Origin of the sequence: Bacillus sp. CH_48 (assembly GCF_038008465.1) — a bacterium.
Lineage (GTDB): Bacteria > Bacillota > Bacilli > Bacillales > Bacillaceae_G > Bacillus_A > Bacillus_A thuringiensis_S.
The window spans coordinates 2,452,075-2,470,738 of record NZ_JBBOZF010000001.1 but is presented as its reverse complement, the minus strand read 5'-3'; the positions used below and the strand labels follow the sequence as shown (position 1 = coordinate 2,470,738).

Below are 18,664 nucleotides of genomic sequence, written 5' to 3'. Positions count from 1 at the left end.
TTAGTATCATTCGTACTCTCTTTCAAAGACTATGTTTATTCAAGACAAAATATAGCGCTACACTTCATCCTCTTATATGTAAACACCGTCATTAATCCATCATTTGTTCTATTTAGTTAAAATTGTAAATAATAAAGCGCTCTTTGTCAATTATAATTGTCATTACGACAATTAAACTTGTCAAAACAACTGTTATTATTTTGCTCATCTTTCTAATATAGGACATACTACTATATATATAAAAGACAATATGCAAATGTTCATATAAAAATATTATATTTTAATATATAATATAAAATGATTTTCTAACATCAAGGAGGATACATATGAAGATGAAGAGGGGCATTACCACTTTATTATCTGTAGCGGTTCTATCTACATCACTTGTAGCATGTTCAGGAACACCAGAGAAAACAGTGGCGAAAGAAGAGAAAGTAAAATTAACAGAACAACAATTAATGGCTGATTTATGGTATCAAACAGCCGGTGAAACGAAAGCACTTTACTACCAAGGGTACAACATTGGTCAATTAAAACTTGATGCAGTTCTTGCAAAAGGGACAGAGAAAAAACCTGCTATCGTACTTGATTTAGACGAAACTGTTTTAGATAACAGTCCTCATCAAGCAATGAGCGTAAAAACAGGCAAAGGTTATCCTTACAAATGGGATGATTGGATTAACAAAGCTGAGGCTGAAGCCCTTCCAGGCGCAATTGATTTCTTAAAATATACAGAGTCTAAAGGTGTAGATATTTACTATATCTCAAATCGTAAAACGAACCAACTAGATGCAACAATTAAAAATCTTGAGCGTGTAGGTGCTCCTCAAGCAACGAAAGAACATATATTACTACAAGATCCGAAAGAAAAAGGAAAAGAAAAACGCCGTGAACTCGTTTCTCAAACTCATGATATTGTCTTATTCTTCGGTGATAACTTATCTGATTTCACAGGTTTTGATGGAAAATCTGTAAAAGATCGTAACCAAACAGTAGAAGATTCAAAAGTACAATTTGGTGAGAAATTCATTATTTTCCCGAATCCAATGTATGGCGATTGGGAAGGCGCTTTATATGATTATGATTTCAAAAAATCAGATGCAGAAAAAGATAAAATCCGTCGCGACAACTTAAAATCATTTGAAGTAAAATAAAGAGGATGGCATTCGCCATCCTCTTTATTTTGCTTTCTCTGTTAAAGGCAAGATAAATACTTCCACACGTCTATTCTTTGCCTTTCCTTCTTGTGTATCGTTTGGAGCAATCGAACGGTATTCTCCGTAACCAATCGCACTAAATTTTTCTGGTTGTAATTCTTTATTTTGCAGTAATACTTGCATAAAATTAACTGCCCGCTGCGTACTTAATTCCCAATTCGACGCAAACTGTGCATTGGCAATAGGGACATTATCCGTATGACCGGATACTGTAATTTCACGAGGTGACGCTGAAACAAGTAAGCTAGACATTTCTTTTGCAATCCCTAAAGATTCTAATTTCACATCTGCTTTCCCCGAATCAAACAGTATATTTTCTAATATTGTCACCATTAATCCCTTTTCAGTTAATTTAGTTTGAAAAGAAGAGGATAATTGTTTTTCATTAATATATTGATCAATCTTTTTTTGTAATGCTTTCAATTCATCCATCTCTTTTTTTTCTTTAGCTCTAGCTTCTTCTTGTTTTTTTGCTTGTTCTGCCTCAAGGCTACTTGCCGATAATTCTTTTTCATCATTTGGCTTTTGATCACTTAAAAATTCTTTGTTACCTGTTCCCCCGGCTAATTCACTTCGAAAAGCAACTGCCATCTGTTTAAACTTCGCAGCATCTATACTACTCATTGCGAATAAAACGATAAACAATGCAAATAACAACGTTAACATATCAGAATATGGGATTAACCACGTTTCATCGATATGCTCATCATGTTTTTTCTTTTTGCCTCTTCTATTTTTCTTACTCCGCATTTTTTTCTGCTCCTTTTTCTAGCTTTTTACGCTCAGTTGCAGAAAGTGCACCTAAAATGCGGTTCTTCATAATAAACGGATATGTACCTTCTTGTAACATTAATAAACAATCAATGATTAAACGTTTTTTCTCAATTTCAGCTGAAGATTTTTGCTTTAACTTATTTGCAAATGGATGCCATAATACATACCCTGAAAAAATACCAAAAATCGTTGCAATAAATGCACCCGAAATAGCATGACCTAACTTTTCAATATCAGTTAAGTTACCAAGCGCAGCTACAAGACCGATAACAGCACCTAAAACTCCTAATGTCGGTGCATACGTACCAGCTTGTGAAAAAATAGCAGCTCCCTTTGCATGTCTTTCTTCAATTGCCTCTAATTCAGATTCCAAAATTTGCTCTAAATCTTCTGCGGATACGCCATCAATCACAAATTTCATACCGCGCAAAAGAAATTCATCTTGAATTTTGTCTAATTGTTGCTCTAAAGACAAAATACCGTATTTTCTACTTTCAGATGTCCAATGAACAAATAATTCTAGCAACTGTTCATAACTTAAATCCTTTTTATTTGAACCAAAAAGAACTTTAAATAGTTTTGGAACCCTTTTTAGTTGATTCATCGGAAATGCAATACATACTGCAGCAAATGTACCGATAAAAATAATTAATGCTGCGGCAGGATTTAATAAGGCTGTTACGTCAGCGCCCTTGACGACCATCCCTACTACCACTGCTAAAAATCCTAAAATAAGTCCAATAATTGTTGCAAAATCCATTCCCATTCACTCCTAGTCTATACAAGAAGTTCTTTATTCTCGATAATCGCTACATCTTCTTATGTATATATATTACATAAAAAATGCAATTCATGAAAGATAAGAAATGAATTATATAAAAAAATACTACAAATTCACACATTTTCTGACATTTTCTTTGCATTTCTATTACGTTATGACTCTTATATTTCTTTTCCAACAAACTAGACTTATAATAAAAAAAGATACATATTTTATTAAGAAGGGACTGTGATTACAAGGCATTATGAAAAAGATAATAATTATTTCTGCCACTACTATTGTAATCGGTATCACATCTTTCGCTTACTTTGGTTCTAAATCACCACTACATAATGAAGCGAAAGCTGTCGAAAGTCAAAAACATAATAACCACCCAAAAGAAGAGATTCCTGCTTTTCCAAAAGCTGATCATAATGCAAAGCAAATAGACAATGACTTTTCAGTTGTAACAAATCCAAAATCTAATCTTGTCTTAATTAATAAACATCGAAAACTACCAGATGGATACACTCCTGAAGACTTAACAAGACCAAACGTACCATTCACTAGTCCAAAAGATAAAGAAAAAACGCTACTACGCAAAGATGCTGCAGAAGCACTTGAAAACATGTTCAAAGCTGCAAAAAAAGAAGGGATTGATCTTACAGCTGTATCTGGTTATCGTTCATACAAACGTCAAAAATCGTTGCATGATACATACGTTAGACGTCAAGGAAAAGCTGAAGCTAATTCAGTAAGCGCAATTCCTGGTACAAGTGAACACCAAACGGGTTTAGCAATGGATATTAGTTCAAAAACAGCTAAATTTCAATTAGAGCCTATCTTCGGAGAGACAGCAGAAGGAAACTGGGTCGCGGAACACGCTCATAAATTCGGCTTTGTCATTCGTTACTTAGAAGATAAAACAGATACAACAGAATATGCATATGAACCATGGCACTTACGCTACGTTGGTAATCCATACGCTACATACCTATATAAACATCACTTAACATTAGAAGAAGCAATGGAAGACAAAAAATAAGAGAGCAAATTGCTCTCTTATTTTTCTTTCACTCTATCATTGTAGTAATTTCTTCTTCCATTCTTCAGGCCACGGTTCGCCTCTTCCTGTTTTTTTCGACGCTTGAACCATCATTCCACGACCTACTAAACAAACCTCTCCTTCTGCATTCTTCACCATATAATGTAAATCCAAAGAAGAATTCCCAACCGATCCTGCCTTTACATACACCTTCAACTGTTCATCATAATATATTTGCTTAATAAAATTACATTGTAAATCCGCAACAACGATCATCGTGTCTGATGATGTATGTGTCCACTCTTGCATAAATCCAAGTTCTTTAAACAACGCGATACGAGCTTCTTCAAAATAAGTAAAAGCAACGACATTATTTACATGTCCAAACATATCTACTTCACCAAAACGAACCTTTACAGGATTGTAAAATAAAAAACCACTTTCCCATTTCTCGAAGTCTTCAATATAAGAAATTCTCTTCAACGTTATCTCCTCTTCCTCTCAAAAAAAACAGAATAAACTGAAAAATACAGTTATAAATATTGCCCCTTCAAGATGAAGAGGCAATATTTATTAATAGTTATTATCGCTACCAAAGAAATCTTTGAACGATTGAATTGTTGTATCACGGTTTAATGCCGCAATTGAAGTTGTTAAAGGAATACCCTTCGGACATGATTGCACACAGTTTTGAGAGTTACCACAGTTCGCTAGTCCTCCATCTCCCATAATTGCACGTAAGCGATCTGCTTTATGCATTTCACCCGTTGGATGTGAGTTGAATAAGCGAGCTTGTGATAACGGCGCTGGTCCAATAAAGTCAGACTTACTGTTTACGTTTGGACATGATTCTAAGCAAACACCACATGTCATACATTTTGAAAGCTCATAAGCCCATTGACGCTTTTTCTCAGGCATTCTTGGTCCTGGACCTAGGTCATACGTACCATCAATTGGAATCCAAGCTTTAACGCGTTTTAGAGCATTAAACATGCGACTGCGGTCAACTTGTAAATCACGTACAACTGGGAATGTCTTCATCGGCTTTAAGCGAATTGGCTGTTCTAATTGATCAATAAGAGCCGTACATGATTGACGTGGCTTTCCGTTAATAACCATTGAACATGCTCCGCATACTTCCTCTAAGCAGTTCATATCCCATGCAATCGGAGTTGTTTGATTCCCTTTTGAATCAACAGGATTACGACGAATTTCCATAAGCGCCGAAATAATATTCATATTCGGACGATATGGAATTTCAAACTCTTGGTCAAACGCTTGTGCATCTGGTCCATCTTGTCTCGTAATGATGAGGCGGATTGTTTTCTCAGACATGTTGTTTATCCCCCTTCTCTTCACCCTTAGCAGCTACATCATGTTTTGAAGAATAATCACGTTTACGTGGTTTAATTAATGAAACATCAACGTCTTCGTAATGGAATGCTGGTGCATTTCCTTCTCCTTCAAATTTTGCCATCGTAGTTTTTAAGAAGTTTGCATCATCACGATTTGGGAATTCAGGTTTGTAATGCGCCCCGCGGCTCTCATTACGGTTATATGCGCCAATTGTAATAACACGTGCTAACTCAAACATATTTGCAAGTTGACGTGTAAATGAAGCACCTTGGTTACTCCATCTCGCTGTATCGTTAATGTTAATACGTTTGTAACGAGCCATTAACTCTTCAATTTTCGCATCTGTTTCTAATAACTTTTTATTTTCACGAACTACTGTAACGTTATCTGTCATCCATTCTCCAAGCTCTTTATGAAGAACATATGCATTTTCATTACCATCCATCGTTAAAATATTGTTAAATTTCTCTGTTTCGATTAATTCATTTTGCTCATATACAGTAGACGAAACAGCATCTGATGATTTAGAAAGACCTTTCATATATTCAATTGCGTTTGGTCCTGCTACCATACCACCATAAATTGCTGATAATAGTGAGTTTGCACCAAGGCGGTTACCACCGTGCATAGAATAATCACACTCACCTGCTGCAAATAAACCTGGAATACTCGTCATTTGCTTATAGTCAACCCATAGTCCGCCCATTGAATAGTGAACAGCTGGGAAGATTTTCATTGGTAGTTTACGAGGATCATCACCTGTAAATTTCTCATAGATTTCAATGATTCCACCAAGTTTAATATCTAGTTCTTTCGGATCTTTATGAGAAAGATCTAAGTACACCATGTTTTCACCGTTAATACCTAGTTTTTGCTCTACGCAAACATCAAAGATTTCACGCGTTGCGATATCACGAGGTACAAGGTTTCCGTAAGCCGGATATTTTTCTTCTAAGAAGTACCATGGCTTACCATCTTTATATGTCCAAACACGTCCACCTTCACCACGTGCAGATTCACTCATAAGACGTAATTTATCGTCTCCTGGAATTGCCGTTGGGTGAATTTGAATGAACTCACCATTTGCATAATATGCGCCTTGCTGATATACAGCAGACGCTGCTGTACCTGTATTAATAATGGAGTTTGTTGATTTTCCGAAAATGATACCAGGGCCCCCTGTTGCCATAATCACGGCATCAGCTCCGAAACTTTTAATCTCCATAGTTTGTAAGTCTTGTGCAACGATTCCTCGGCACACACCTTCATCATCAACAACAGCTCGTAAGAAATCCCAACCTTCATATTTCGTTACAAGTCCTGCTACTTCATGACGACGTACTTGCTCATCTAATGCGTAAAGTAATTGCTGTCCAGTTGTTGCACCAGCGAATGCTGTACGGTGATGTTGTGTTCCACCAAATCGACGGAAATCAAGAAGTCCTTCTTCCGTACGGTTGAACATAACACCCATACGGTCCATTAAATGAATGATACCAGGTGCTGCTTCACACATTGCTTTAACTGGTGGTTGGTTCGCTAAGAAGTCCCCACCATAAATTGTATCGTCAAAGTGGATCCATGGAGAATCCCCTTCACCTTTCGTATTTACGGCACCGTTAATTCCGCCCTGAGCACATACAGAATGTGAACGTTTTACTGGTACTAAAGAAAACAGTTCAACATTCACTCCTGCTTCTGCCGCTTTAATCGTTGCCATTAAGCCAGCCAAGCCACCGCCGACTACTATAAGTTTCCCTTTCATGCTCTCCCACTCCTTACTGATTTGCTAGCTGTGGATCGATGAACGCTAATAATGCACTCACACCTACATAAGATAGACCTAAGAAAATAGCTAATGTTACATAAGTAGAGATTCTTTGTGAACGTGGAGATACTGTAATTCCCCAGCTGATGCAGAATGTCCATAGTCCATTTGCAAAGTGGAAAATTGTTGAAACAACACCAACTAAGTAGAATGCAAACATAGCTGGATTGTTTAAAATATCTGCCATCATATCATAGTTTACCTCTTTACCTAACATTGCTTGAATACGAGTTTCCCAGACGTGCCAAGAAATGAAAATCAGCGTAACGATACCTGAAATTCTTTGGAAGACGAACATCCAGTTACGGAAATAACCGTAAGAAACCGCATTGTTCTTAGCTGTAAATGCAATATATAAGCCATATATAGCATGGTACAGTATCGGTAAAAAGATGATGAAAATTTCTAGCGCATACCGGAATGGAAGGAGCTCCATAAAGCCTGCAGCTTTGTTAAAAGCCTCTGCTCCTCTTGTTGCAAAGTTGTTTACAATTAGATGTTGCGTCAAAAAGACACCAACCGGGATGACCCCCATTAATGAGTGCCACTTACGAAACGTATACTCGCGGCCTTTCATGTCCCCATTACCCCCTTGAATGTTTGACTGCTGTTTTCAGATTAATTTATAACAATAATGTTTTTTCACTATTGGCATAAGAAAAACTGAAAAAATTATTCGAAATATTTCAGCATAATTTGATAACAAGTTCATTTTACCCCTATTTTTGTCGAAGCGTCAAGAAAACGTATACATAATTTGCATATAATTTGCCAATTCTTTTTTTCTTCTCAGATATTGAGATTTTCCTAAAGAAAAATCTGTTTTTATAAATGAAAAATGTTATATAATAATCCCTATAGAAAGAGGGGAATATTGTGAGTAAAAATACAATCGATATAACATCTTTAGAAGATGTTTCATTGAACGCCTTCGCTTATGAATTGCTACGTGAAGAATTACTACCTGATTTAATCGGCAACGATTTAGATGGTATTTTATACTGGTCTGGTAGAAACCTTGCAAGAAAATATCCGCTAGAAACAATTGAAGAAGTCATTCAGTTCTTTGAAAAGGCTGGCTGGGGCACTTTAAGCATTATTGAACATAAGCGTCGTGAAATGCAGTTCCAACTTAAAGGCACACTCATTGCAGAACGTCAAAAACAAAAAAGGCATTCTTCTTATCAACTAGAAGCTGGATTCATCGCTGAACAAATTCAAAAGCAACGGAACGTCGTTGCAGAGTCATATGAAGAAAAGAAAAAACGTTCTGACTCTATTACATTTCTTGTGAAATGGGATATAAAAGATCTCATTGAAGTGTAAGCATTACCTACAGTCAACTAGACATATCAGTTTAGTTGACTTTTTTGTATTTTCATTCACGTCAATTTATTTTAAATCTTCAGAAATTATAACAAAAAATAGAAGACATTGTAAACTACAACGTCTTCTTATCTGTTAAATACGTATAAATCGTCTCTGCAACATTTTTTGGCATACCTGCTTCGACAAATTCTGCTACAGAAGCTTCTTTCATCTTCTTTAATGAACCAAAATGTTTTAACAATACCTTTTTCCGTTTATCACCGATTCCTGGAATGTCATCCAATGCTGATTGAATGACAGATTTCCCGTGTAATTGACGATGGAATGTAATCGCAAATCGATGCACCTCGTCTTGAATACGCTGCAATAAATAAAATTCTTGGCTATTTCTCTCAAGCACCACAGGTTCCGGGGGATCTCCAATAATTAAATGGGAGGTTTTATGTTTGTCATCTTTTACAAGACCTGCCATCGGAATATATAATCCGAGCTCATTCTCTAAAATATCACTTGCAGCCGCCAAGTGGCCTTTTCCGCCATCAATAATAATCAAATCCGGTAAAGGTAAATTTTCTTTAAGCGCCCTTGTATAACGGCGTCTCACAACTTCCCTCATAGACTCATAATCATCTGGCCCTTGAACCGTTTTAATTTTATATTTCCTATATTCTTTCTTCGCTGGTTTCCCATCGATAAAAGCAATCATTGCAGAAACGGGATTTGTTCCTTGAATATTTGAGTTATCAAACGCTTCAATACGATACGGTGTTTCAATTCCAAGCTGCTTCCCTAAATGATCTACCGCTTTAATCGTTCGTTCTTCATCACGTTCGATTAAGTAAAACTTCTCTTCAAGAGCAATTTTTGCGTTTTTATTTGCTAATTCTACAAGGTCTTTTTTCTTACCACGTTTCGGCTGTGTCGCTTCCACTTCTAAAAAGCGCTCTACTAATTCCGAGTCTATACTTCCTGGAACGACAATTTCCTTCGGCTTAAAATGACTACTGTTTTCATAAAATTGGCCGATAAACGTTAAAAAGCCCTCTTCTGGTTCATCGTAAATCGGAAACATAGAAACATCACGTTCAATTAGCTTGCCTTTTCGAACGAAGAAAACTTGAACACACATCCATCCTTTATCCACTGCATATCCAAACACATCGCGATCCACTAAGTCACTCATAATCATCTTTTGTTTTTCCATAATCGCATCAATATGAGCAATTTGATCACGCAACTCTTTTGCACGTTCAAACTCTAGTTTCTCTGAGGCCTCATACATTTTTATTTCTAATTCTGAACGAACTTCTTTATGCCCACCATTTAAAAACTTAATAATTTCATCTACAATTTCTTTATTTTGTTCTTCCGTCACTTCTTTCACACAAGGCGCTAGACATTGACCCATATGATAATACAAACAAACTTTATCTGGCATATTCGTGCATTTCCGAAGTGGATACATACGATCTAGCAATTTTTTCGTTTCATGAGCAGATTGTGCATTTGGATAAGGACCAAAATACTTTCCTTTATCCTTTTTTACATTTCGAGTAATGAGTAAGCGCGGTTGTTTCTCCGCTGTAATTTTAATAAAAGGATATGTTTTATCATCTTTTAATTGAATATTATATTTCGGATCATATTTTTTAATTAGATTTAACTCTAAAATAAGTGCTTCTAAATTCGAAGAGGTTACAATATATTCAAAATCAACAATTTCTCCTACAAGCCGCAGTGTTTTCCCATCATGTGAACCAGTAAAGTACGAGCGCACACGATTTTTAAGCACTTTTGCCTTTCCGACATATATAACCGTTCCTTGCTTATCTTTCATTAAATAACAACCAGGTTGATCTGGTAAAATAGCCAACTTTTCTTTCAAATGTTCGTGCACTCGTCTCCCTCCATTTCTACATGCTTAGCATTTTTATTTTCACTTGAAAACATACTATGCCAAAACACCCAACATACGTTCCTTTATTGTAACGGAAAGGATCTAAAAAAGAAAATAAAAAAAGCTACCATTTGGTAGCTTTTTTTATTTTAGAAGTGTTTAGAAACTAATTCTACTAACGCTTCTTTCGGTTTGTAACCTAACGCTTGATCAACTACTTTACCGTCTTTTAATACGAAAAGAGCTGGAATACTCATTACTTCGAATTGACGAGCAGTTTCTTGGTTTTCATCAACATCTACTTTTACTACTTTTACTTTTTCGCCTAATTCTGCATCGATTTCCTCTAATACAGGAGCGATCATTTTACAAGGTCCACACCAAGGTGCCCAGAAATCTAATAATACAACACCTTCGCTAGTTTCAGCTGCGAAGCTTTGGTCATTTGCGTTTACAATTGCCATTTTATTTCCTCCTTCAAGTATATTCTACCAAGAGTATATCATTAACTTATATACGTGGCGAATAATATGTATCGTTATGTATTGTAACAAAAAAATGTTCCTTTATACTATATAAAAATACGGATTAAATACTAAAAAGATGAGAGACAGGGGATCTCTCACCTTTTTCTATATATAGGGGTACTTCACTTGGAACTCAAGGGTACTTAAATCATGAATGTACTTTTAACTTTTTAAACTCTTCTGTTAAAAGAGGTACAACTTCGAACAAGTCACCGACAATACCGTAGTCAGCTACTTTGAAGATACTTGCTTCTGGATCTTTATTAATCGCAACGATTATTTTTGAGTTAGACATACCTGCTAAATGCTGAATCGCACCAGAAATACCACATGCAATGTATAAGTCTGGCGTAACAACTTTACCAGTTTGACCAATTTGTAATGAGTACTCACAGTATTCAGCGTCACAAGCACCACGAGATGCCCCAACAGCGCCGCCTAGTACGTCAGCTAACTCTTTTAATGGTTTAAATCCTTCTTCACTCTTCACACCGCGTCCGCCAGCGATAATAACTTTCGCTTCAGAAAGATCAACACCTTCTGCTGTTTTACGGACAACATCCTGAATGATTGTACGTAAATCCTTCACATCAACTGTAATAGAAGATACGTCACCGCTGCGAGACTCATCTTTTTCCAGAGTTGCAATGTTATTTGGACGCACTGTCGCAAATAAGATGCCGTCTGTTACAATCTTCTTCTCGAATGCTTTACCAGAGTAAATCGGACGAGTGAAGATAACATTTCCACCTTCAACCTCTAAAGCAGTTACGTCAGAAACTAAACCAGCTTCAAGCTTCGCTGCTAATTTTGGTGATAAATCTTTACCAAGTGCTGTATGTCCAAAGACAATACCTTCTGGATTTTCTTCAGCATGTACAGCTAAAAACGCTTGTGCATAACCATCAGATGTATATGATTTTAATTTATCATTTTCAACTGTCACAACGCGATCTGCACCGTAATGAATCAATTCATTTGCAAAAGAGGCAACGCTGTCTCCAACTAGAAGACCTACTACTTCACCGCCTTCTGCAATTGTTTTTGCTGCTGCTACCGCTTCAAACGAAACGTTACGTAGCGATCCATCACGAACTTCACCCATTACTAATACTTTACGAGCCATAGATTTTCCCTCCTGCATATATAATTTCGTATTTTATTAGATTACTTTCGCTTCTGTATGGAGCAACGATACAAGTTCTTTTACTTGATCTTGCAGCTCGCCTTGTAACACTTTTCCTGCATCTTTCTTAGGAGGCAAATAGATTTCAATTGTTTTTGTCTTTGCTTCCACATCATCTTCTTCTAAATCTAAATCATCTAATTCTAATTCTTCTAGTGGCTTTTTCTTCGCTTTCATAATACCTGGAAGCGATGGATAACGAGGTTCATTTAAACCTTGCTGTGCTGTTACTAACACTGGTAATGAAGTTGCAATCACTTCTGTATCACCTTCAACATCACGCTCAATCTTCACATTTGTACCGTCAATTTCAAGTTTTGTAATTGTCGTTACATACGGAATATTTAACGCTTCAGCTACGCGTGGACCTACTTGTCCAGATGCACCATCAATTGCAACGTTTCCACCTAAAATTAGATCTGCATCTTTATCTTTTAAATATTCAGCAAGCACTTTTGCTGTCGTGAACTGGTCACCATTTTCTACATCATCTTCAATATTAATTAATACCGCTTTATCACAGCCCATCGCTAATGCAGTACGAAGTTCTTTCTCACTATCTTCGCCACCGACTGTTACAACTGTAACTTCTCCACCTTGTGCGTCTCTTACTTGAATTGCTTCTTCAATTGCATATTCATCGTAAGGGTTGATGATGAATTCCGCTTCGCCATCGTAAATTGCACCGTTTTTAATTACGATTTTTTCTTCTGTATCAAATGTTCGTTTCATGAGTACGTAGATGTTCATTCCATTTACCCCCTTGTTTTTCAGAAAGATTCTATCAATTTTAATTTTCTGTTAATTTATATTAAAAAAATAATTGAACTACCTGCCACTAAATGAAGGTTTACGCTTTTCTAAAAATGCAGCTACACCTTCTCTTCCATCTTCACTCGTAAATACTTCACCAAAAATTTGTGATTCACGTTGTACACCTTCATAGTAATGAGACGATTTGGTCGTTTGCAATAACTCTAGTACAGCACGAGTTGTTGCTGGACTTTTTCCAGCAATTTGTTTTGCGACTTTAAGCGTATCATCTAAAAGTGATTCTTCAGAGAACAATCCGTTAACAAGTCCCCATTTCAATGCTTCTGCACCAGTAATTGGTGTACTTGTTAACATCATTTCACAAGCTTTTGCTTTCCCAACATAACGTGGTAAGCGCTGTGTACCTGCAAAGCCAGGAATTAATCCAAGTGTTAATTCAGGTAAACCAAGTTTTGCACTTTCAGTTGCAAAGCGCATGTGGCAAGACATAGCAAACTCAAGGCCGCCGCCCAGTGCCGCTCCATGAATTGCCGCAATAACTGGTTTTGAACATTTTTCAACACGCTCAAACGTAACTTGTCCAAGCTGTGCTAATTCTGTTGCTTGCTTCGCTTCAGTAACAGATGTAAATTCTTTAATATCTGCTCCTGCTGAGAAGAAACGTCCTTCACCGTGAATAACAACAACACGAATGTTATCATCCTTTTCCACTTGATCAATTAATTCAGTAACGTCATGCATAACTTGTGAAGACATCGCATTTGCTGGTGCATGATTTAACGTCGCCACCGCGATATGATCTTCAACTCTTACAGATAGGAATTTCAACATGATCCCTCCCATTATTGACGATAACCACAAGCTGCAATGAGTAGCCCATGTACCGTTTTTGAAAGTGCGACCAGATCATACTTATGATCGCTCATTACCCAATTGGTCACAACTTCATCTACTGTTCCAAAGATCATTTGTCTTGCCACGCGAACATTTAAATCTGCTTGAAATTCACCTTGTTTTATACCAGTCTCTAAAATTTCATCCATAACTTGTAAGTAGCCTTTTAATACTTCATTTATTTTAAGGCGCAAGTCTTGATTGGACTGCCTGAGCTCTAATTGCGTAACGATAGCAAGGGGATCATTTTGTGACAACAGCAAGAAGTGCGTTTCTACCAACATGAATAACTTCGATACAGCGCTTTCAATTCCTGCTGTTTTTTGACGAATTGTTTCGACAAAATCTCCCATCTTCTCTTGGAATAAGGATATTAATATATCTTCTTTATTTTTAAAATATAAATAAATCGTGCCATCAGCTACCCCAGCTTGCTTTGCGATTTTAGAAACTTGCGCTTGGTGGTACCCATTCTCCGCAATCACAATGACTGCCGCATCAATAATTTGATTGTATTTCGGTCTATTTTTCTTCACTTTACTGTCCCCTTCAAGAAGATGACTGAATGAATAGTCATTCATATTCTTATAATACTGACTATTTAGAAAAGTGTCAATCCTATTTTTTCAAAAAGAAAGGGCCTTAGCCCGTTTGCTCATCCTCATTCTTTCTCTTCTCTTCATCCATTAAAACACGGCGTAAAATTTTCCCTACTGTCGTTTTCGGCAATTCATCTCTAAACTCATATACTTTCGGCACTTTATAAGCCGCTAAATATTTACGTGCAAACTGATTTAATTCTTCCTCAGAGCACTCCGTACCTTCTTTTAACACAACAAATGCTTTAACTGTCTCTCCTCTGTACGGATCTGGAACTCCAATTGTCACTACTTCTTGCACTTTTTCATGCTCATATAATACTTCTTCAACTTCACGAGGATACACATTAAATCCACTCGCGACAATCATATCTTTCTTGCGATCTTTTACATAGAAGAATCCATCTTCATCCATGTATCCAACGTCACCTGTATGGAGCCAGCCATCTTGCAATACAGCCGCTGTTTCCTCTGGCTTATTCCAGTATCCTTTCATAATTTGAGGACCTTTCACTACAATTTCCCCTATTTCTCCTGGTGGTAATGCCTCACCAGTTTCAAGTGACATAATGATTGCCTCTGTATCTGGCCACGGAACTCCAATGCTACCCGGCACTCGCTTTTCCCATAAAAAATTACTATGTGTAACCGGAGATGATTCTGTTAAACCATATCCCTCTACTAGTTTACCACCTGTAACTTTTTCGAACTTTTCCTGTACTTCTACTGGCAGTGGTGCTGATCCACTAATACAAGCACGAATAGAAGAAATATCGTATTCTTTTAAAAGCGGGCTATTTAAAAGAGCGATATAAATAGTTGGAGCCCCTGGAAACAATGTCACTTTATGCTTCTTAATCGCTTCAAAAACCATTTTCATATCAAACTTTGGAATAAGGACCATTTTGTATCCTTGCATAATACTTAAATTCATAACAGCTGTCATACCATAAACATGGAAAAATGGAAGAACCCCAAGGACGACTTCTTCACCTTCGTTACAATTATATAACCAATGCACTCCCATCAAAGTGTTAGAAACGAGGTTTTTATGCGTTAACATAACTCCTTTTGGAAATCCGGTTGTTCCTCCTGTGTACTGTAAAAGAGCTAGATCATTTTCAGGATCACAAGGCACCTCAACATTCGTATTCACTTCTTTTTCTACTGAATTCCAAAGATGAATCGTTTCACTCTCTGATACTTTCACAACTAAATTCGACTGTTTTTTCTGCACAAATGGATACAATAGATTTTTAGGGAATGGTAAAAAGTCTGCAATACGAGTTACGATAATATGCTCAATTTTTGTAGCAGATTGAACATTCGTTACTCTTGGAAACACTAAATCGAGACAAAGAATTACTTTTGCTCCCGAGTCATGAAGCTGATATTCTAATTCCCTTTCTGTATACAGTGGATTGGTTTGTACTACGATACCTCCCGCAAGTAATGTACCGTAATAACCAATTACAGCTTGCGGACAATTCGGCAACATAATAGCAACTCGATCACCCTTTTCCACACCGAGCTTTTGAAGATAATTTGCAAACCTCTTCACCTTATCATGGAAGTCCGAAAACGTAATATCCTTCCCTAAAAAGTGAAGCGCTTTCTTTTCTGGGTAGCGAGAAGCCATCTGTTCTACATATCCATGAAGTGGCTGAATATCATAAGAAATCGTACTAGGAATTTCCTCTGGATAACTTTTCAACCATGTTTTTTCCACCTTCATTCCCCCTTCAAATACATAAAAAATAAAGTGAAACTTTAATCAGTGGGGATTTTTCAGCCCCACTGATTATTAGCCCACACCAATCGGGATTTTACGGGCAGTTAATCACCCAGCTAACTTCTTTACTTTCGCTGAATTTTGAGGCGGGATCTTACTGCCCGTTAATGCGGGATAAATGAATGTTCATTCATGATGGTTATTTTCATTATATTATAGTCACCATAGCGTTACAATCATAATATTCTGACTTTTTTATAACTATGCTTTACTTCATTAACTTCTTATTATATGTAGAAACTCTCCTAATCTTAAAAGAGTAAGAGAGTTTGTCATTAACTTAATCTTATAATCGTTAATACCGCTCCTGGGGTAGTTGTTGATAATGTCGCAACAGCTAACAAACCAAATAATTGCAAACTAATTACGCTCCCCGCCGCAAGGGTCGTAATAATTGTCGCACTAAATGATGTCGTTGCTAATGCAGGAGAATTAATAGTCCCAGCAAGCGGTGCCCCATTAATTGTAATTCGTGAACTAACTAATAATGAAGCGGTTATATTAATTGTATATGAAATATAATAGTTCCCTGCATTTGCAACCGTAAATACTGTGTTCCCCCCAGACACTGTAATACCTGGACCGATATTCTGATTGTTTGGAAGCGGGACATTTGTTCCACCTAGTAGTACCGATATTGCTGTTCCCGACGTATTATTTGCAAATGCGTATGTTGCCGTTATACTTGTGCCTGTTGCTCCTGTTGGGCCTGTCGCTCCCGTTGCCCCTGTATCGCCTGTTACTCCCGTCGCTCCTGTTACCCCTGTCGCTCCCGTTGGGCCTGTTGCTCCCGTTGCCCCTGTGTCGCCTGTTACTCCTGTCGCCCCCGTTGGGCCTGTGCCACCTGTTGCTCCTGTTGGACCCGTTGCCCCTGTTATTCCTGTCACTCCCGTTGGGCCTGTTGCTCCTGTTATTCCTGTCGCTCCCGTTGCCCCTGTGTCGCCTGTTACTCCTGTCGCTCCCGTTGGACCTGTATCGCCTGTTACTCCCGTCGCTCCTGTTACTCCTGTCACTCCCGTTGGGCCTGTTGCTCCTGTTATTCCTGTCGCTCCCGTTGCCCCTGTGTCGCCTGTTACTCCTGTCGCTCCCGTTGAGCCTGTCGCTCCCGTTGAGCCTGTTGCTCCTGTTATTCCTGTCGCTCCCGTCGGACCAACCTTAGGAACTGTCCCATCGCAACTAAAACAGCATGAATCAACATGTACACCATTTTGATTATTACACCCACAATATCCATTTATGTTATTGCTCCATGAAGACATGTTGATCACTTCCTTTACATTCGATCTTTTTAGCGCAATCACCGAATCAAAAAACACCTATCTAAATAACAAAGAAATACTTAGCCTAGTGGGGGATAAAACACAGATTTCCTCCATACATTCTAGTAATTATTACATGCGATTCACTCTCCTTTTGCTTGTACTTTCGCCCCATCTCCACAGATTATTAACCATACACATTACGCTTTCGTACACAGACAAGTTCCCATTTAAACTTTCCACATTCGCCAATCTTTTTAGTAAAGAGGCTGATTCTTCATAAATAGCAACTATAATATATAAAAATCCGTATAACTTGTTATTTTTATTCAAAATTTTAAAAAAATATTGACACTTAAATTATCCTCATAGTATGATTTGGGTGTTGTAATTGATAACCATTTTCACTTATGGTGCTAGTTACAAAAAACACTTAATTTGGGGGCAGAAGATGAAGAAAATTCTCAGTATTTTCATAGTAGTTCTTCTATTCGCTGTTGGATGCGGACAGCAAAAAGAGGAGAAAAAGGAAACAAAAGCGGACAATAAAAATCAAGCTATAACAATTAAACACGCTGAAGGGGAAACAAAGTTAGATAAACCAGCGAAAAAAGTAGTTGTACTTGAGTGGGTATATTCAGAAGACTTATTAGCACTTGGTGTTCAGCCAGTAGGGATGGCAGACATTAAGAATTATAATAAATGGGTAAATACAAAAACAAAACCAAGTAAAGATGTTGTAGATGTAGGGACACGTCAACAACCAAACTTAGAAGAAATTAGCCGTTTAAAACCAGATTTAATTATCACAGCTTCATTCCGTAGTAAAGCAATTAAAAATGAATTAGAGCAAATTGCACCAACAGTTATGTTTGATCCATCAACAAGCAATAACGATCACTTTGCTGAAATGACAGAAACATTTAAACAAATTGCAAAAGCAGTTGGAAAAGAAGAAGAAGGTAAAAAAGTATTAGCTGATATGGATAAAGCCTTCGCTGATGCAAAAGCAAAAATTGAGAAAGCAGACTTAAAAGATAAAAACATCGCAATGGCACAAGCATTTACTGCTAAAAACGTACCAACATTCCGTATCTTAACTGACAATTCTTTAGCTTTACAAGTTACAAAAAAATTAGGTTTAACAAATACTTTTGAAGCAGGAAAATCTGAGCCAGATGGTTTCAAACAAACAACTGTAGAATCATTACAAAGTGTACAAGATTCAAACTTCATTTACATTGTAGCGGATGAAGATAACATTTTTGACACTCAACTAAAAGGCAACCCTGCTTGGGAAGAATTAAAGTTCAAAAAAGAAAACAAAATGTATAAATTAAAAGGCGACACTTGGATTTTCGGTGGTCCTGAGTCTGCAACATCTTTAGCAACACAAGTAGCAGATGTAATGACAGCGAAGAAGTGAT

18 protein-coding genes are annotated in these 18,664 nt (G+C 37.2%); 4 read left to right on the top strand and 14 right to left on the bottom strand.

The features are described from left to right. The first annotated feature begins 326 nt into the window (after positions 1-326). Positions 327-1,154 carry a 5'-nucleotidase, lipoprotein e(P4) family gene (locus N2V92_RS12390; protein WP_000782773.1) on the top strand — a complete coding sequence of 276 codons (828 nt, stop codon included), beginning with the start codon at positions 327-329 and terminating at the stop codon, positions 1,152-1,154. Between the two features lie 24 nt (positions 1,155-1,178). On the opposite strand, the gene motB is transcribed toward N2V92_RS12390, so the two are convergent. Continuing rightward, positions 1,179-1,967, bottom strand: a complete 789-nt coding sequence (gene motB, locus N2V92_RS12385; protein ID WP_001256733.1) for a flagellar motor protein MotB — start codon at positions 1,965-1,967, stop codon at positions 1,179-1,181. Further along, positions 1,957-2,751: a flagellar motor stator protein MotA gene (gene motA, locus N2V92_RS12380; protein WP_000344851.1), complete on the bottom strand. Its 795-nt coding sequence runs from the start codon at positions 2,749-2,751 to the stop codon at positions 1,957-1,959. The genes motB and motA overlap by 11 nt, the downstream gene beginning before the upstream one ends. A gap of 265 nt (positions 2,752-3,016) precedes the next feature. On the opposite strand from motA, the gene N2V92_RS12375 reads away from it, so the two are divergent. Further along, positions 3,017-3,796 carry a M15 family metallopeptidase gene (locus N2V92_RS12375; protein ID WP_000720195.1) on the top strand — a complete coding sequence of 260 codons (780 nt, stop codon included), beginning with the start codon at positions 3,017-3,019 and terminating at the stop codon, positions 3,794-3,796. A gap of 36 nt (positions 3,797-3,832) precedes the next feature. Here the strand turns inward: N2V92_RS12375 and N2V92_RS12370 are convergent, their stop codons facing one another. The 4 genes from N2V92_RS12370 to sdhC form a co-directional block, all read right to left on the bottom strand. Next, positions 3,833-4,279, bottom strand: a complete 447-nt coding sequence (locus N2V92_RS12370; protein WP_000822726.1) for an acyl-CoA thioesterase — start codon at positions 4,277-4,279, stop codon at positions 3,833-3,835. 90 nt (positions 4,280-4,369) lie between these two features. Next, positions 4,370-5,131, bottom strand: a complete 762-nt coding sequence (gene sdhB / locus N2V92_RS12365; protein ID WP_001291827.1) for a succinate dehydrogenase iron-sulfur subunit — start codon at positions 5,129-5,131, stop codon at positions 4,370-4,372. Next, entirely contained in the window at positions 5,124-6,917 is a 1,794-nt protein-coding gene (gene sdhA, locus N2V92_RS12360) for a succinate dehydrogenase flavoprotein subunit (RefSeq protein WP_000676742.1), read from the bottom strand. Before sdhA ends, sdhB begins: the two co-directional genes overlap by 8 nt. A gap of 13 nt (positions 6,918-6,930) precedes the next feature. Further along, positions 6,931-7,557, bottom strand: coding sequence for a succinate dehydrogenase cytochrome B558 (sdhC, locus tag N2V92_RS12355; RefSeq protein WP_000678354.1), 627 nt, complete (start codon positions 7,555-7,557; stop codon positions 6,931-6,933). 299 nt (positions 7,558-7,856) lie between these two features. On the opposite strand from sdhC, the gene N2V92_RS12350 reads away from it, so the two are divergent. Beyond that, complete coding sequence (locus N2V92_RS12350) at positions 7,857-8,306, top strand: YslB family protein (protein WP_000042214.1); 450 nt, start codon at positions 7,857-7,859, stop codon at positions 8,304-8,306. Between the two features lie 115 nt (positions 8,307-8,421). Here the strand turns inward: N2V92_RS12350 and uvrC are convergent, their stop codons facing one another. The 8 genes from uvrC to N2V92_RS12310 all read right to left on the bottom strand — a co-directional run bounded on the left by uvrC (position 8,422) and on the right by N2V92_RS12310 (position 17,237). Beyond that, positions 8,422-10,206, bottom strand: a complete 1,785-nt coding sequence (gene uvrC, locus N2V92_RS12345) for an excinuclease ABC subunit C (RefSeq protein ID WP_000544294.1) — start codon at positions 10,204-10,206, stop codon at positions 8,422-8,424. A gap of 149 nt (positions 10,207-10,355) precedes the next feature. After that, entirely contained in the window at positions 10,356-10,670 is a 315-nt protein-coding gene (gene trxA / locus N2V92_RS12340) for a thioredoxin (protein WP_001018943.1), read from the bottom strand. Positions 10,671-10,881: 211 nt separating this feature from the next. Further along, positions 10,882-11,859: an electron transfer flavoprotein subunit alpha gene (gene etfA, locus N2V92_RS12335; protein ID WP_000101957.1), complete on the bottom strand. Its 978-nt coding sequence runs from the start codon at positions 11,857-11,859 to the stop codon at positions 10,882-10,884. Between the two features lie 36 nt (positions 11,860-11,895). Beyond that, positions 11,896-12,669 carry an electron transfer flavoprotein subunit beta gene (etfB, locus tag N2V92_RS12330; RefSeq protein ID WP_001029028.1) on the bottom strand — a complete coding sequence of 258 codons (774 nt, stop codon included), beginning with the start codon at positions 12,667-12,669 and terminating at the stop codon, positions 11,896-11,898. 78 nt (positions 12,670-12,747) lie between these two features. Beyond that, on the bottom strand, positions 12,748-13,524 hold the full coding sequence (locus tag N2V92_RS12325; RefSeq protein ID WP_000911292.1) for an enoyl-CoA hydratase: 777 nt from the start codon (positions 13,522-13,524) through the stop codon (positions 12,748-12,750). 11 nt (positions 13,525-13,535) lie between these two features. Next, a complete protein-coding gene (locus tag N2V92_RS12320) occupies positions 13,536-14,123 on the bottom strand; it encodes a TetR/AcrR family transcriptional regulator (protein ID WP_000742213.1) in 588 nt (195 codons plus the stop codon). 106 nt (positions 14,124-14,229) lie between these two features. Further along, positions 14,230-15,915: a long-chain-fatty-acid--CoA ligase gene (locus N2V92_RS12315; RefSeq protein ID WP_000416317.1), complete on the bottom strand. Its 1,686-nt coding sequence runs from the start codon at positions 15,913-15,915 to the stop codon at positions 14,230-14,232. 338 nt (positions 15,916-16,253) lie between these two features. Then, a complete protein-coding gene (locus tag N2V92_RS12310) occupies positions 16,254-17,237 on the bottom strand; it encodes a BclA C-terminal domain-containing protein (protein ID WP_016100067.1) in 984 nt (327 codons plus the stop codon). 451 nt (positions 17,238-17,688) lie between these two features. On the opposite strand from N2V92_RS12310, the gene N2V92_RS12305 reads away from it, so the two are divergent. Then, positions 17,689-18,663: an ABC transporter substrate-binding protein gene (locus N2V92_RS12305; RefSeq protein ID WP_000722824.1), complete on the top strand. Its 975-nt coding sequence runs from the start codon at positions 17,689-17,691 to the stop codon at positions 18,661-18,663. Position 18,664 lies beyond the last annotated feature (1 nt).

Bases quoted from the DNA above. Each gene is read 5' to 3' on its own strand.
- N2V92_RS12390 (WP_000782773.1), top strand. From the start codon at position 327: ATGAAGATGAAGAGGGGCATTACCACTTTATTATCTGTAGCGGTTCTA.
- motB (WP_001256733.1), bottom strand. From the start codon at position 1,967: ATGCGGAGTAAGAAAAATAGAAGAGGCAAAAAGAAAAAACATGATGAG.
- motA (WP_000344851.1), bottom strand. From the start codon at position 2,751: ATGGATTTTGCAACAATTATTGGACTTATTTTAGGATTTTTAGCAGTG.
- N2V92_RS12375 (WP_000720195.1), top strand. From the start codon at position 3,017: ATGAAAAAGATAATAATTATTTCTGCCACTACTATTGTAATCGGTATC.
- sdhB (WP_001291827.1), bottom strand. From the start codon at position 5,131: ATGTCTGAGAAAACAATCCGCCTCATCATTACGAGACAAGATGGACCA.
- sdhA (WP_000676742.1), bottom strand. From the start codon at position 6,917: ATGAAAGGGAAACTTATAGTAGTCGGCGGTGGCTTGGCTGGCTTAATG.
- sdhC (WP_000678354.1), bottom strand. From the start codon at position 7,557: ATGAAAGGCCGCGAGTATACGTTTCGTAAGTGGCACTCATTAATGGGG.
- trxA (WP_001018943.1), bottom strand. From the start codon at position 10,670: ATGGCAATTGTAAACGCAAATGACCAAAGCTTCGCAGCTGAAACTAGC.
- etfA (WP_000101957.1), bottom strand. From the start codon at position 11,859: ATGGCTCGTAAAGTATTAGTAATGGGTGAAGTTCGTGATGGATCGCTA.
- etfB (WP_001029028.1), bottom strand. From the start codon at position 12,669: ATGAACATCTACGTACTCATGAAACGAACATTTGATACAGAAGAAAAA.
- N2V92_RS12325 (WP_000911292.1), bottom strand. From the start codon at position 13,524: ATGTTGAAATTCCTATCTGTAAGAGTTGAAGATCATATCGCGGTGGCG.
- N2V92_RS12310 (WP_016100067.1), bottom strand. From the start codon at position 17,237: ATGTCTTCATGGAGCAATAACATAAATGGATATTGTGGGTGTAATAAT.
- N2V92_RS12305 (WP_000722824.1), top strand. From the start codon at position 17,689: ATGAAGAAAATTCTCAGTATTTTCATAGTAGTTCTTCTATTCGCTGTT.